The 13,659-nt window shown below is 69.5% G+C and carries 13 protein-coding genes; 9 read left to right on the top strand and 4 right to left on the bottom strand.

Going from position 1 to position 13,659, the window contains the following annotated elements; all coding sequences use genetic code 11:
- The first annotated feature begins 3 nt into the window (after positions 1 to 3).
- The 5 genes from ACIBTM_RS40615 to map all read left to right on the top strand — a co-directional run bounded on the left by ACIBTM_RS40615 (position 4) and on the right by map (position 6,261).
- Positions 4 to 1,245 carry a M50 family metallopeptidase gene (locus ACIBTM_RS40615; RefSeq protein ID WP_395882455.1) on the top strand — a complete coding sequence of 414 codons (1,242 nt, stop codon included), beginning with the start codon at positions 4 to 6 and terminating at the stop codon, positions 1,243 to 1,245.
- A gap of 118 nt (positions 1,246 to 1,363) precedes the next feature.
- The gene (ispG, locus tag ACIBTM_RS40610) at positions 1,364 to 2,515 is read left to right on the top strand and encodes a flavodoxin-dependent (E)-4-hydroxy-3-methylbut-2-enyl-diphosphate synthase (RefSeq protein WP_073849032.1); all 1,152 of its coding nucleotides are present in this window, start codon (positions 1,364 to 1,366) and stop codon (positions 2,513 to 2,515) included.
- A gap of 154 nt (positions 2,516 to 2,669) precedes the next feature.
- Positions 2,670 to 3,524, top strand: coding sequence for a GNAT family N-acetyltransferase (locus tag ACIBTM_RS40605; RefSeq protein WP_395882454.1), 855 nt, complete (start codon positions 2,670 to 2,672; stop codon positions 3,522 to 3,524).
- A 50-nt stretch (positions 3,525 to 3,574) separates the two neighbouring features.
- Positions 3,575 to 5,380 (top strand): penicillin-binding transpeptidase domain-containing protein, encoded by a 1,806-nt coding sequence (locus ACIBTM_RS40600; RefSeq protein ID WP_395882453.1) that lies wholly within the window; start codon positions 3,575 to 3,577, stop codon positions 5,378 to 5,380.
- A gap of 23 nt (positions 5,381 to 5,403) precedes the next feature.
- Positions 5,404 to 6,261: a type I methionyl aminopeptidase gene (map, locus tag ACIBTM_RS40595; RefSeq protein ID WP_395882452.1), complete on the top strand. Its 858-nt coding sequence runs from the start codon at positions 5,404 to 5,406 to the stop codon at positions 6,259 to 6,261.
- Between the two features lie 168 nt (positions 6,262 to 6,429).
- On the opposite strand, the gene ACIBTM_RS40590 is transcribed toward map, so the two are convergent.
- Positions 6,430 to 7,119 (bottom strand): FadR/GntR family transcriptional regulator, encoded by a 690-nt coding sequence (locus tag ACIBTM_RS40590; RefSeq protein WP_395882451.1) that lies wholly within the window; start codon positions 7,117 to 7,119, stop codon positions 6,430 to 6,432.
- 48 nt (positions 7,120 to 7,167) lie between these two features.
- On the opposite strand from ACIBTM_RS40590, the gene ACIBTM_RS40585 reads away from it, so the two are divergent.
- Together ACIBTM_RS40585 and ACIBTM_RS40580 are read left to right on the top strand one after the other, a co-directional pair.
- Positions 7,168 to 8,415: an MFS transporter gene (locus tag ACIBTM_RS40585; protein ID WP_073849030.1), complete on the top strand. Its 1,248-nt coding sequence runs from the start codon at positions 7,168 to 7,170 to the stop codon at positions 8,413 to 8,415.
- Between the two features lie 55 nt (positions 8,416 to 8,470).
- On the top strand, positions 8,471 to 8,983 hold the full coding sequence (locus ACIBTM_RS40580; RefSeq protein ID WP_395882450.1) for a hypothetical protein: 513 nt from the start codon (positions 8,471 to 8,473) through the stop codon (positions 8,981 to 8,983).
- 56 nt (positions 8,984 to 9,039) lie between these two features.
- On the opposite strand, the gene ACIBTM_RS40575 is transcribed toward ACIBTM_RS40580, so the two are convergent.
- Both ACIBTM_RS40575 and ACIBTM_RS40570 read right to left on the bottom strand, forming a co-directional pair.
- Positions 9,040 to 10,434 (bottom strand): mycothione reductase, encoded by a 1,395-nt coding sequence (locus ACIBTM_RS40575; RefSeq protein WP_395882449.1) that lies wholly within the window; start codon positions 10,432 to 10,434, stop codon positions 9,040 to 9,042.
- Positions 10,435 to 10,508: 74 nt separating this feature from the next.
- Positions 10,509 to 10,667: a M15 family metallopeptidase gene (locus ACIBTM_RS40570; protein ID WP_395882448.1), complete on the bottom strand. Its 159-nt coding sequence runs from the start codon at positions 10,665 to 10,667 to the stop codon at positions 10,509 to 10,511.
- A gap of 436 nt (positions 10,668 to 11,103) precedes the next feature.
- On the opposite strand from ACIBTM_RS40570, the gene ACIBTM_RS40565 reads away from it, so the two are divergent.
- Together ACIBTM_RS40565 and ACIBTM_RS40560 are read left to right on the top strand one after the other, a co-directional pair.
- Positions 11,104 to 11,937: a S1 family peptidase gene (locus ACIBTM_RS40565; protein WP_395882447.1), complete on the top strand. Its 834-nt coding sequence runs from the start codon at positions 11,104 to 11,106 to the stop codon at positions 11,935 to 11,937.
- 33 nt (positions 11,938 to 11,970) lie between these two features.
- Positions 11,971 to 12,453 (top strand): GNAT family N-acetyltransferase, encoded by a 483-nt coding sequence (locus ACIBTM_RS40560; RefSeq protein ID WP_395882446.1) that lies wholly within the window; start codon positions 11,971 to 11,973, stop codon positions 12,451 to 12,453.
- Here ACIBTM_RS40560 and ACIBTM_RS40555 read toward each other — a convergent pair.
- Positions 12,419 to 13,606 carry an 8-amino-7-oxononanoate synthase gene (locus tag ACIBTM_RS40555; protein WP_395882445.1) on the bottom strand — a complete coding sequence of 396 codons (1,188 nt, stop codon included), beginning with the start codon at positions 13,604 to 13,606 and terminating at the stop codon, positions 12,419 to 12,421. The genes ACIBTM_RS40560 and ACIBTM_RS40555 overlap by 35 nt on opposite strands.
- Between the last annotated feature and the right edge of the window lie 53 nt (positions 13,607 to 13,659).

The raw sequence follows: 13,659 nt of genomic DNA, 5'->3' as shown, positions 1-13,659 counted from the left end.
CGCGTGGTCTTCATTCTCGGGATCGTGCTGTTCGCGCTGGGCATCTGCCTGTCGGTCGCGCTGCACGAAGCCGGTCACATGTGGGCGGCCAAGGCCTTCGGCATGAAGGTCCGGCGCTACTTCATCGGCTTCGGGCCGACGATCTTCTCCTTCCGCCGCGGTGAGACCGAGTACGGCATGAAGTGGATCCCGCTCGGCGGGTTCTGCGACATCGCGGGCATGACCGCGCTCGACGAGGTCACCCCGGAGGAGTCGAAGCGCGCGATGTGGCGCTTCAAGACCTGGAAGCGCACCGTCGTCATGTCGGCGGGCTCGGCGATGCACTTCATCCTCGGTTTCGTCATCCTGTACCTGATGGCCGTCACCATGGGCCTGCCGAACCCGGCCGCGCAGGCCGCCCCCGCCGAAGCCGTGATCAGCGCCACGTCCTGCGCCCGCCCGGCCACCACGGTGGAGCAGCTGAACGACACCTCCTGCCCGCCGAACGCCCCGACCCCCGCGAAGACCGCCGGTCTCCAGGCGGGCGACAAGGTCGTCTCCGTCGCGGGCAAGCCGATCAAGACCTGGCGCGAGATGCTCGCGGCCGTCCAGGTCGCCAGCGGCCCGACGCCGTTCGTGGTCGAGCGGAACGGCCAGCGCCTGAACCTGACCGTCGACGTGCCGCGCGTGCAGCGGCTGGTCGCCGACGGTTCCAACAACACCACGGTCAAGGACGTCGGCATGATCGGTGCCTCGCCGATCCAGAACACCGCGCCGCCGCTGCTGACCTACGGCCCGGTCGACGCGATCGGCGGGACGCTCAGCTTCACCGGCACGATGTTCTCCGAGACCGCCAAGCGGCTGATCGAGTTCCCGTCGCGGATCCCCGCGGTGGTGGATTCCATCTTCGGCGGCGAGCGTGACCCGAACACCCCGGTCAGCGTCGTCGGCGCCAGCCGGATCGGTGGCGAGGCCGCCGAGCGCGGCCTGTGGGAGATCTTCGTGCTCTTGCTGGCGAGCCTGAACTTCTTCATCGGCGTGTTCAACCTGCTGCCGCTGCTCCCGCTCGACGGCGGGCATATCGCGGTCGTCTGGTACGAGCGCGTCCGTGACTGGTTCCGGAAACTGCGCGGCAAGGCGGCGGGCGGACCCGTCGACTACACGAAGCTGTCCGCGGTCACGATGGTGCTCGTCTTCATCGGCGGCGCGGTGACTCTGCTCACCGTCACCGCCGACATCGTGAACCCGGTCAAGCTGTTCCAGTGACGGGGAAGGGCCGGACCGGAGCGCGCTGTCAGCAAGATTGGGCTGCCCAGGTAATGCTGCTCACCGTGACGGCTGACGTCGTGTATGTCCGCCGATCGGGGTAGGTACGCTTGACGGTGTGACTGTCGCTCTTGGTATGCCAGCGCTTCCTCCTCCCGTCCTCTCCGAGCGTCGTAAGACCCGACAGCTGCAGGTCGGGCCGGTCGGCGTCGGCAGCGAGCACCCGATTTCGGTGCAGTCGATGACCACCACGCTCACTTCCGACGTCAACGCGACGCTGCAGCAGATCGCCGAGCTGACCGCTGCGGGCTGTGACATCGTGCGTGTCGCCTGCCCGTCCGCGGACGACGCCGAGGCCCTGCCCGCGATCGCGAAGAAGTCGCAGATCCCGGTGATCGCCGACATCCACTTCCAGCCGAAGTACGTCTTCGCCGCGATCGAGGCGGGCTGCGCGGCGGTCCGGGTGAACCCGGGCAACATCCGCAAATTCGACGACCAGGTCAAGGAGATCGCGAAGGCCGCGAAGGACCACGGCACCCCGATCCGGATCGGCGTCAACGCGGGTTCGCTGGACAAGCGGATCATGGACAAGTACGGCAAGGCGACCCCGGAGGCGCTGGCCGAGTCGGCGCTGTGGGAGGCGTCGCTGTTCGCCGAACACGACTTCTACGACGTGAAGATCTCCGTGAAGCACAACGACCCGGTGGTCATGGTGCGCGCGTACGAGATCCTCGCCGAGCAGTGCGACTATCCGCTGCACCTCGGGGTCACCGAGGCGGGCCCGGCGTTCCAGGGAACCATCAAGTCGGCCGTCGCGTTCGGCGCGCTGCTGCGCCAGGGCATCGGCGACACGATCCGCGTCTCGCTGTCGGCGCCGCCGGTGGAAGAGGTCAAGGTCGGGATCCAGATCCTGCAGTCGCTGAACCTCAAGGAGCGCAAGCTCGAGATCGTCTCCTGCCCCTCGTGCGGCCGTGCGCAGGTGGACGTCTACACGCTCGCCGAGCAGGTCACCGCCGGCCTGGAGGGTATGGAGGTCCCGCTGCGCGTCGCGGTCATGGGCTGCGTCGTCAACGGTCCCGGGGAAGCGCGTGAGGCCGACCTCGGTGTCGCGTCGGGTAACGGCAAGGGCCAGATCTTCGTCAAGGGCGAGGTCATCAAGACCGTGCCGGAGCACGCGATCGTCGAGACGCTGATCGAAGAGGCCATGCGGATCGCCGAGGAGTCGGGCCAGACGATCGGCGAGGGAGAGCCCACCGTCACCGTCGGCTGACTGGTCGAGACCACGCTAGGAACGGTCCTTTCCTCGCAAATTTCGCAAGGAAAGGACCGTTCCTTGCACTTGACGGCCCCGACCTGCCGAAGTTCTCTCAGCGTGTCGTGAAGCTTGCGTTCCGTTTACGCCGCTCATCTGGCACCCTGGAGTGGTGTTGCGGCTTGCAGGTGCACGGCTGCTCGATGATCGGGACTATCCCGCGGTCCGTGCCGCGCTCGCCACAGACCCGGTCGGCAGCTGCATGGTCAGTGCCAGGGTGGAGACCGCGGGTCTCGACCCCTGGCGGCTCGGTGGCGAGCTCTGGGCCGCCGATTCCCGTCCGGTGCGGGCGGGCAGGCTCCAGGGGTTGTGCTTCTCCGGGCCGAATCTGATCCCGTTGCGCGGCAACGCCTCCGCTTTGCGTTCCTTCGCCGATCGCGCCCTGCGCCGTCAGCGGAGCTGCTCGTCGCTGGTCGGCCCGGCCGAGCAGGTACTGGGGCTGTGGGACGAACTCGAGCCGGAATGGGGCCCCGCCAGGGAAGTCCGGCACGACCAGCCGTTGATGGCGCTCGACGGGATTCCGTCCGTCGCCGCGGATCCGCTGGTCCGCGCGGTGCGCCCGGAGGAACTCGACCGGTATCTCCCGGCCGCGATCGCCATGTTCGTCGAGGAGGTCGGCGTCGATCCCCGCAACGGGGACGGTGGCGCCGGGTATCGCGCCCGCGTCGCGGAGCTGATCGCCGGCGGCCGGGCGTTCGCGCGGTTCGAAGACGGCGAGGTCGTCTTCAAGGCCGAGATCGGCGCGATGTCCTCCACGGTCGGCCAGATCCAGGGGGTCTGGGTGCATCCGGAACGTCGCGGCGGCGGGATCGGCACCGCCGGGACTGCGTCCGTGGTGACCAGGCTCGTCCGCGGGATGGGCCGCACGGCGAGCCTGTACGTCAACGCCTACAACAGCCCGGCGCTCGCCGCCTACCGCAAGATCGGCTTCCAGCAGGTCGGGCAGTACGCGACGGTTCTCTTCTAGATCGGCGTTGCATCCGGGCGGAAACCGCCCGGACTGGCAGGATCCGGAGCATGCCTGCAGGTCGTCGTGTCGCCGTCGTCGTGCTCGCGGGGATGGTGGGCCTCTCGGCCGCCGGATGCGGGCTCTTCGCCGATTCCGGGCCTGAGGACGCCGTCACGGGTTTCCTCGGCGGGCTCGCTTCCGGTGACGTCGTCGCCGCGGCCTCCTTCACCGATTCGCCGGAGGCCGCGCGCGATTCGCTGGAGATGGCGCGGAAGGCGCTTTCCCCCGAGTCGATCAAGGTCCTGGACAAGCAGGTCCGGCATTCGTCCGGCGCGGACAACGGGACGGCGACCTATCAGCTCACCTGGAACCTGCCGCGCGGCCGGGTCTGGACGTACAAGGCCGACGCGCAGGTCCATTCCACCCAGGACGGCTGGAAGGTGCGCTGGCTGCCCACCGCGCTCCATCCGCAGCTGGCCGCGCAGCAGAGCATCGCGCTGAAGGCGGACCCGCCGGATCTCGCGCCGGTGCTGGACCGCGACGGGATGCCGTTGCTGCGCCCGCAGACGGTCGTCAGCGTCGTGCTCGACCCGGCGAAGGCGGGCGACCTGGTGGCCGTCACCGACAAACTCGGCGCGGCGCTCAACCGGTTCGAGGCGTCGGTGACCGGTCAGTCGATCCGCGACGGCGTGAAGGCGCTCAAACCCGGCTCCGGCTATCCGGTGGTGAGCCTGCGGGCGAACAGCTACCAAGAGGTGAAGCCCGAGATCTACGACCTGCCCGGTGTCCGGTTCAGCCAGCAGGAAAGGCTGCTGCCGGACGACAAGAACTTCGGCAAGCAGGTGCTGCCCGCGGTCCGGTCGCTCGTCGAGGACCAGGTGGAGGGCTCGGCGGGCTGGCGTGTCGTCACGCTCGACACGGGCGGCGGCGAGATCACCGACCTGCACTCCGAACACCCCAAGCCGGCGCCCGCGGTCGTCAGCACGCTCAGCGTGAAGGCGCAGGGTTCGGCGGAACGGGCGCTCGCCCCGGTCCCGACGGCCTCCGCGCTGGTCGCGATCCAGCCGTCGACCGGCGAACTGCTGGCGGTGGCGCAGAACGCCCCGGCCGACCCGCAGGGCGCGATCGCGCTCACCGGCCGCTTCCCGCCGGGCTCCACGTTCAAGATGGCCACCGCCGTCGCGGCGTTGTCCGCGGGCTCGGTGCGGGCGGACAGCCCGGTGGATTGCCCCGGCACGGCCACCTTCGAGAACCGGACGGTGCCGAACGAGGGCAAGTTCGCCCTCGGCGTCGTCCCGCTGTCGACGGCGTTCGCCAAGTCCTGCAACACGACGTTCGCGAAGCTCGCGACCGACCTGCCTCCCGCCGCGCTGACCGACGCCGCGCGTGATCTCGGCGTCGGCGCCGACTTCGTGATCCCGGGCCTGACGACGATCACCGGTTCGTCACCGCCGGCGAACACCGTCGCGCAGCGGGCGGAGAACGGGTTCGGCCAGGGGACCGTCGTGGCGAGCCCGTTCGGTCTGGCGGTCGCCACCGCGACGGTCCAGTCGGGGAAGGTCCCGGTGCCGACGCTGGTGCGGGGGATGGCCACCACGTCGTCCGGGCTCGGCAAACCGATCAAGCCGGAGGTGCTCGACGCCCTCCGCGCGATGATGCGCGAGGTCGTCACCGACGGTACGGCGACGCTGCTCAAGCCCTTGCCGGACGTCCGTGGCAAGACCGGGACGGCCCAGTTCGGCGACGGCACGCATTCGCACGGCTGGTTCGTCGGTTACACCGGGGACCTGGCCTTCGCGGTGCTGACGACCGACGCGGGGACGTCCAGGCCCGCGGTCGAGGCCGCCCAGCGCTTCCTGGCGGGGCTCGGTTAGCCGTCAGGTCGTAGGCTGGGCCTATGTCCGTTCGCTCCCCCTTGAAGCCCGGCGTCCAGACGCCGAGGCGAGTCGTCCCCGCCAGCATCGCCCGTCCCGAGTACGTCGACCGGCCGGCGCCGAAACGCGACACGGGCAACGGGGTCCGCACGCCCGAGGTGATCGAGGCGATGCGGGTCGCGAGCCGGATCGCGGCGCAGGCGCTGGAGGAGGGTGGCAAGGCCGTCAAACCCGGCGCGACCACCGACGACATCGACAAGGTGATCCACGAGTTCCTGCTGGACAACCACGCGTACCCGTCGACGCTCGGCTACCGCGCGTTCCCGAAGTCGTGCTGCACCTCGCTCAACGAGGTGATCTGCCACGGCATCCCGGATTCGACGGTGATCGAGGACGGCGACATCTGCAACATCGACGTCACCGCGTTCATCGGCGGCGTCCACGGTGACACCAACGCGACGTTCCTGGCGGGTGACGTCTCGGAGGAGGCGCGGCTGCTGGTCGAGCGCACGCGCGAGGCGACGATGCGTGCCATCAAGGCCGTCCGCCCCGGCAGGCAGCTCAACGTCATCGGCCGCGTCATCGAGTCCTACGCGAAGCGGTTCGGCTACGGCGTCGTGCGCGACTTCACCGGTCACGGTGTCGGGCCGGCGTTCCACACCGCGCCGACCGTCCTGCACTACGAGGAGCCGTCCGTCGAGACGGTCATCGAACAGGGCATGACCTTCACGATCGAGCCGATGATCACCCTCGGCACCATCGACTACGACATCTGGGCCGACGACTGGACCGTCACCACCAAGGACAAGAAGTGGACGGCCCAGTTCGAGCACACCCTCGTGGTGACCGAGAACGGCGCGGAGATCCTCACAGTGCCCTAGGTCGCGCGCTGACGGAAACACGCCGAAGGGGCGCCGGTTCGCACTCGATCTCGCGGTGAGTGTGAAGGCGCCCCTTCATCGTGTTTCCGTGGGCCTCCGGCCCAAAGAGGGCGCGCGACGTGAAGTCTCCGTCGGGCGCAGCGCGCCCTTGGGGAGACCGCTTGTCTGTCAGGAGTCGTCCTGCTCCACCCTGGCCAGGAGTTCGTCGAGGAAACCGCATGCCTCGCTGGCGGCCCGGTCGGCGTCGCGGTCGGCGATGGCCTCGGCGAGGCCTTCATGCCCTATCTCCGGCAGATACTCGCGCCCCGGCGTCACGTTCGACGTGGCGGCCACGCTGGCCGTGATCACCTCGGTGAGCCCGCGGTACATCTCGGTCAGCAGGGCGTTATGCCCACTTTGGACGACGGCGAAGTGGAATTCCGCGTCGAGGCGGGCGAAGTCCTCCCAATGGCCGTCGCGCAGCTCGGCGTTGCGGCGTTCGAGCAGGGAACGCAGCTCGGCGACTTCCTCCTCGGTCCGCGACCCGGCCGCGAGCCGGGCGCCCTCGACCTCGAGGATGCGCCGCACCTGCAGCACCTCGCGCAGTTCGGAACCGCACAGCCGCCGGATGGCGCCCGAGACCTCGCTCGTCGCCCGCACATAGGTGCCGTCGCCCTGGCGGACTTCGAGCAGCCCTGTGTGCGCGAGCGCGCGAACGGCCTCGCGGACGGTGTTGCGCCCGACACCGAGCTGGCCCGCCAGCTCCGGTTCCGTCGGAATCCGCTGACCGATGGGCCATTCTCCCTGCGTGACGGCGTCACGCAGCTGCTCGATGACCTGATCGACCAGGCCGGCACGGCGCGTGGTGGCCAATGGCACAGCGTTGTCCCTTCATCCAATCATCCTATGTATGTGATACTAGCCGACGTGCGTGTCGACTCTCGAGAATCCGTGGCCCCGTTCGACGAAAGCCTTGAGCTCGAAGGCTCGATCGAAACGGAGTGGCGGCCGGGAGTGATCACCGGCGGCGTTCTGCTCGGTGTCGCGGTGATCCTGGTGGCTCTCAACCTGCGTCCCGCGATCACCAGTATCGGCCCCATGCTCGGCGAGATGCGCGACGACCTCGGCGCGACGGCGACCTGGGCGGGCGTGCTCACCACACTCCCCGGTCTCTGTTTCGCCGCCGCCGGACTCGCCGCGCCGTTGCTGGCCCGTCGGTTCGGCATCGGCGCGGCCATCGCGTCCGCGCTTTCGGTGCTGGCCGTCGGCCTGGTGCTGCGCGTGATCGACGGACCGTACGTCGTGCTCGGGGGAACCCTGGTGGCCACGGCGGGAATCGCCTTGGCGAACGTACTGATCCCGGTCGTCATCAAGGACTCCTTCCCGGCACGTGTCGGCATGATGACCGGCGTGTACACCGCCGCTCTGCAGGGCGGGGGCGCCCTGGGGTCCGCGCTCACCCCTCCCTTGGAGAACGCGTTCGGCGGCTGGCGCCAAGGTCTCGGCGCCTGGTCGGTACTGGCGGTGCTCGCACTCCTCGTCTGGATTCTCGCAGCCCGCGGTGCGGGGCGTGCGCCCGTTGCCGAGGCAGGCAAGCAGGGTAGCGGGCGATCGCTCCTGCGTAGCCCCCTTGCGTGGATGGTCACGCTTTTCTTCGGCACTCAGGCCTTTTTGGCCTACGTCGTGATGGGCTGGCTGCCGGAGGTGATGATCGACGCGGGGGTGAGCAAGGGTGATTCCGGGCTTCTGCTCGGCTTGATCTCGCTCATCGCCGTCCCGATCAGCCTCGTGGTGGCGCCGATGGCCGCCCGGCACAAGAGTCAGAGCCCGTGGATCGTCGGGCTGGGCGTTCCCGGCTTCGTCGGCATGGTCGGCATGATGGTCGCGCCGGCCGCCTCGCCACTGCTCTGGTGCCTCCTCATCGGGCTCGGGATGAGCGTCTTCTCGCTCGCGCTGACCGTGATCGCGCTGCGGGCGCGCACCGGCGAGGACACCGCGCGGCTGTCGGGGATGGCGCAGGGCATCGGCTACCTGATGGCGGCCGTCGGGCCGTTCCTCTTCGGGCTGCTTCACGATCTCACCCACGGCTGGACCGTGCCCTGGATCATGATGCTCGTGGTCTTCGCCGCACAGATGACCTTCGGTGCCTTCGCCGGTCGTCGCCGCTTCGTCTGAACGCGTTCAAAAAACTTCTTGACCCGTCACGGGGCGGAGCCATAACCTGAGCGAGTTGAACCTGTTCAAAAACTCGGTCCTGGGGGTCGGCGTGGTGGAGGGACTGGCGTACGGGTCGGCTCTGGCGTGTTTCGCCGCGGTGTGCGTCGCCATGGCGCCGGAGCGGCCCGCGGCGGCGATCTCGTCGCAGGAGTTCTACCGCGCCGTGGACCGGGTGTGTGTGCAGGCGTGGAAGGACAGCAGCGCGGAGATCCGGCGCTACTGGCCGGACGCGAAAGGGGACGCCGCGACGGAGCTGCGCAAGTCGCAGCACTACGTCGCGGCGAGGGTGGACGGAGCCAAGGACGTCCTCAAGGGGGCGACGGGGGTCCGCACGGTGCCGGGAGGGGCGGCATCGGCGCGCGAGGAGTTCTTGGCGGCCGTCCGCCGGTACGTCGCGGCGGGCGAGCGGTTCTCGGGGGAGGGGGCCCGCTCGCCCGCCCTGATGACCGTCTTGGACGACACGAGGAACGCGCTCGGCGGCCTCGCGATGCGAAACAAGGCCCAGGCCTGCGTCATCGTCATCTGAGACGCGTTTGGTCCTCTGAATGCGTCGCGCATTCAGAGGACCAAACGCGGCGGAAGTCAGTCCAGCGGAAGATTCAGCAGCGCGTTCTCGACCAGTTCCGGCATCGCCGGGTGGATCCAGTACTGCCCGCGCGCCATGCTCTTCGCGTCCAGCCCGAAGCTCATCGCCTGGATCAGCGGCTGGATCACCGAAGACGCCTGCGGGCCGATGATGTGCGCGCCCAGCAGCTGCCCGGTGGCCGGGTCGGCGAGCAGCTTCGCGAAGCCGGTGGTGTCCTCCATCGCCCAGCCGTAGGCGATACCGGCGTAGTCCTGGTGCGACGTCACGTACGACACGCCACGCTCGCGCGCCTCGCGTTCGGTCAGCCCGACGGAGGCGACCTGGGGCGAGGTGAACACCGCGTGCGGGACGAACCGGTGGTCGGCTTCGATCCGCTCGTCCGGGTGCGACAGGTTGTGCTGCACCACGCGCTGCTCGTGGTTCGCGACGTGCTTCAGCTCGAAGACCGACGAGATGTCGCCGAGCGCGTAGATCCCGTCGACCACGGTCTGCTGGTACTCGTCGACCACGACGTGCCCGCGCTCGCCCGTGGTCACGCCGGTGGCGGCGACGTCCAGGATGTCGGAGTTCGGCGTGCGGCCGGTCGCGACCAGCAGCACGTCGGCCTCGACGGTTTCGGCGCCCTCGGGACCTTCGAGGTCCAGGGCGACGCCCGACGCGGTCTCGCGTGCGCGGACGGTCTTCCGGTCGAGCCGGACGTCGAACCGCTGCGAGGCCAGCTCGGTGAACCGGGCGCTGACGTCGTCGTCCTCCGACCGCAGCAGCGCGCCGGAGCGGTTGACCACGGTCACGTTCACCCCGAACGAGGCGAAGACGTGCGCGAACTCGGCCGCGATGTACCCGCCGCCGAGGATCACGATGCTCGACGGCAGCTCGTCGAGCCGCATCACCGTGTCGGAGGTGTGGTAGCCGGTCTCGGCGAGGCCGGGGATGTCCGGGATCACCGGCCGTCCGCCGGCGGCGAGCACGAACCTGTCGGCGGTGATCGTCTCGGCGGGGCGGCCGTCGGAATAGCTGACCCGCAGCTCCTTGTGCCCGGTGAAGCGGCCTTCGCCCTCGTACACGGTGACGTTCTTGTTGTCCTCGTGCCCGACGCGGTATTCGCGGCCGCCCGCGGCGATCGGGTCGATCCGGCCGAAGATCCGGTCGCGCACGTCGCGCCAGCGGACGCCGGTCAGCTCCTCGTCGACGCCGAACTTCGACGACGAAGCGGGGGTGGCCGCGACGTTGGCGGCGTGCACGAACATCTTCGTCGGGATGCAGCCCACGTTCAGGCAGGTGCCGCCGAACGTGCCCTTCTCCACGATCGCCGTGTTCCAGTCCGCGAAACGCGGGTCGAGGATCGAGTTGCCCGATCCGGTACCGACGATCACCAGGTCGTAGTGGGGCACGCTGTCTTCCTTTGCGGCGGGAGCGGGTGGTTCCGACTCTAGCCAACTTGTCACGGGGGCCGGTTGTTCCCGGTTCAGCGTCCGGTGGAGCTGAAGTGCATCCGGTCCGTCGGCGTCGTCCAGGTGCCGCCCCAGGTCCAGCCGATCGCGGCGAAGGCGGCCACGGTCGGGTCTCCGGCGGTCATCATCCCCGGCCGCCGGTTCCCCCGGTCGAGGTACGCCGACGCGTTCACGAGCATTTCCCCGATATGCGCGCGGCCGTCGAAACCCAGAACGACAAGGTGCGATAGCGCAGTTCGTCAGCACGGGAGGATCTGCCCGAAACCGTCATGACGCAAGGGAAGCGGCTTCGCGCCGACCTGCCAGGCCGGCGCGGGCGGAGGGGCCGACGTGGCCGAAGTCGTTGCCGCTGAAGAGGTTTCCGCGGGACCGCCGGCCACGGGGCTCGTACACGAGGAGAGCAGAAGGGCCGTAACCGCCAGAATCGTCGCCGTGGCCCGCACGACGTCCAGGGTGACAGATGCGTTCGGTGAGCACAGTTCCACCCGTTTCAGTGACACCGCATCGGGCTTTCTCCGATTAGGGTATTCGCGATCGCTCGTGTACGCGCTGGAGTCGAATGACTTCCCAGGGTCTGACCGTACGTACGCCCCGGTGAAGGGACAGAACATGCCCAAGAAGTCACGTCGCACGCTGCTGCTCGCGGTCGGAGCGGTCCTCGCGACGGCGGTGATGGTGCCGGTCGCGGTCAACAGTGCTTCGGCGGACGACAGCGCGGTGAGCGGTCCGGATCAGGCCGCCCAGCCGCGGATCGTCGGTGGCGGCAAGGCTTCGGTCTCGCAGTACCCGTACGCGGTCTACTTGGCCGATCGCGGCGGCAACCAGTACTGCGGCGCGGTGATCGTCAGCTCCACGACGGTCGCGACGGCGGCGCACTGCGCGGTCGCGGTCAAACGCGCCGACGTCCGCGTGGTGGCCGGGCGGGAGGACAAGCGTTCGCGGGACGGCGTGGAGCTGCGTGTCTCGCGGATCTGGGTCAGCCCCGACTACAGCGGAGACCCCGGCAAGGGCGACGACATCGCCGTGATGACGGTCAGCGGTCAGCTGCCGTACCGGCCCGCGAAGGTCGCGGACAACGGCAACGCCGACCTGTACGCCGAAGGCACGAAGGCGACGGTCCTCGGCTGGGGCCGGGTCGCCGACGGCGGCGCGCGGTCGGACTATCTGCGCAGCGCGGTCGTTCCGGTGGTCAGCGACAAGACCTGCCGCACCGCGTACTCGGGCTACGACCCGAGCGACATGGTGTGCGCCGGCTACGACGAAGGTGGCGTCGACGCCTGCCAGGGCGATTCGGGCGGACCGCTCATGGTGGGCGACACGCTGATCGGGATCGTGTCGTTCGGCGAAGGCTGCGCGAAGGCGGGCAAACCCGGCGTTTACACCCGTGTTTCCCACTTCGCGAACGAGATCTCCCAGCAGAAGAACCGGGGCCTGATCGGCTGATCGGTGCCTTCTTCACGTCCGATGTGCTAACAAGTGGGCGTGAGCACCGACACCCCGATCATCGAGACCTCGTCGTTCCCGCTGTCCGTCGCCGGTGACGAGATCACCGCCGCGCAGCTGCACGGCATCCTCCGCCTGCGCGTGGACGTGTTCGTCGTCGAGCAGGACTGCGCCTATCACGAGATCGACGGACGCGACCTCCTGCCCGGCACCCGGCACCTCTGGGTCGGTGGTTCCGTCGCCGTCGACTCGTACCTGAGGGTGTTGCAGGACGCCGGCGGCACCTTCCGCATCGGCCGGGTGTGCACGGCCGTCCGCTCACGCGGCAAGGGGCTCGCGGGACGGCTGATGGAGACCGCTCTCGCGGGGATCGGGGACGCGCCGTGCGTTCTCGACGCGCAGACGTACGCGACGAAGTTCTACGCCAAGTACGGCTTCGTGGCCGAGGGCGAGGAGTTCTTGGAGGACGGGATCCCGCACATCACGATGTGGCGCCGGGAGGCGCCGCAGCCGTGATCACCCCGACCGCGCGGTCCACGTCGGCCTCGGTGAGGTCGGCCCGCGCGGTCAGGCGCAGGCGGGAGATGCCGTCCGGCACGGACGGTGGCCGGAAGCAGCCGACCCGCACGCCCTGATCGGCGCACGCGGCCGCCCACGCGACGGCCGCCTCCGGCGACGGGGCCTGCACCGAGATCACCGCGGCGTCCGGGAGACCGACCCGGAAACCCGCCGATTTCAGTTGCATCGCAAGGTTTCCCGCGGCTTCGGTCACCTTGGCGGCCAGCTCCGGCTCGGCCTTCAACGCGGTGAGGGCGGCCAGCGCGGCGGCGGCACTGGCGGGTGCGAGCCCGGTGTCGAAGATGAAACTGCGCGCGGTGTCCACGAGATGCTTGATCACGCGACGCGGCCCGAGTACCGCTCCGCCTTGTGCCCCAAGGGATTTCGACAGGGTGATCGTGGTGACGACGTCCGGTGCGCCGGAGAGCCCCGCCGCGTGCACGGCGCCGCGGCCGCCCTCGCCGAGGACGCCGAAGCCATGCGCGTCGTCGACGAGCAGTGACGCGCCGTGCTCCCGGCAGACACCGGCGAGCTGCTCCAGCGGGGCGATGTCACCGTCGACGGAGAACACCGAATCGGTGACGACGAGCGCGCGCGGTTTGCGGCGGGTCGCCAGCGCGTGCTTGAAGGCGTTCGGGTCGCCGTGCGCGACGGCGGCGATGTCCGACCGGGACAGGCGGCAGCCCTCGATCAGCGAGGCGTGGATGTACTTGTCCGTGACGATCGCGGAATCCGCGCCGGACAGGGCCGTGACGGCGCCGAGGTTCGCGGTGAAACCGGACGAGAAGACCAGCGCGGCCTGCGTGCCGCAGAAGCGGGCGAGTTCGTGCTCGAGTTCGGCGTGGACCTCGGTGGTACCGGAGACGAGACGGGAGCCGGTCGCGCCGGCGCCCCAGCGCAACGCGGCCGCCGCGGCGGCACCGGCGACGCGCTTGTCCCTGGCGAGCCCGAGGTAGTCGTTGCCCGCGAGGTCCAGCTCCGGCTCCTGTGCCTGCCGGATTCGCAGCTTGCGCACCAGCCCGGCCTCGGCCCGCTTCTCCGCTTCCACGTCGAGCCAGTCGAAGACCTGGTCGGGCGGGAGGTTCTGGGAGGCGGGGCCGGGAGAAGTCACGTCCCGCAGTCTCCCATCCGCCGTTTCCCGATGGACGTGGTGGTCCCCACAGC

It is taken from the genome of Amycolatopsis sp. NPDC049868 (assembly GCF_044461365.1).
GTDB lineage: Bacteria > Actinomycetota > Actinomycetes > Mycobacteriales > Pseudonocardiaceae > Amycolatopsis.
This window is presented reverse-complemented; position numbering and strand designations above follow the sequence as displayed.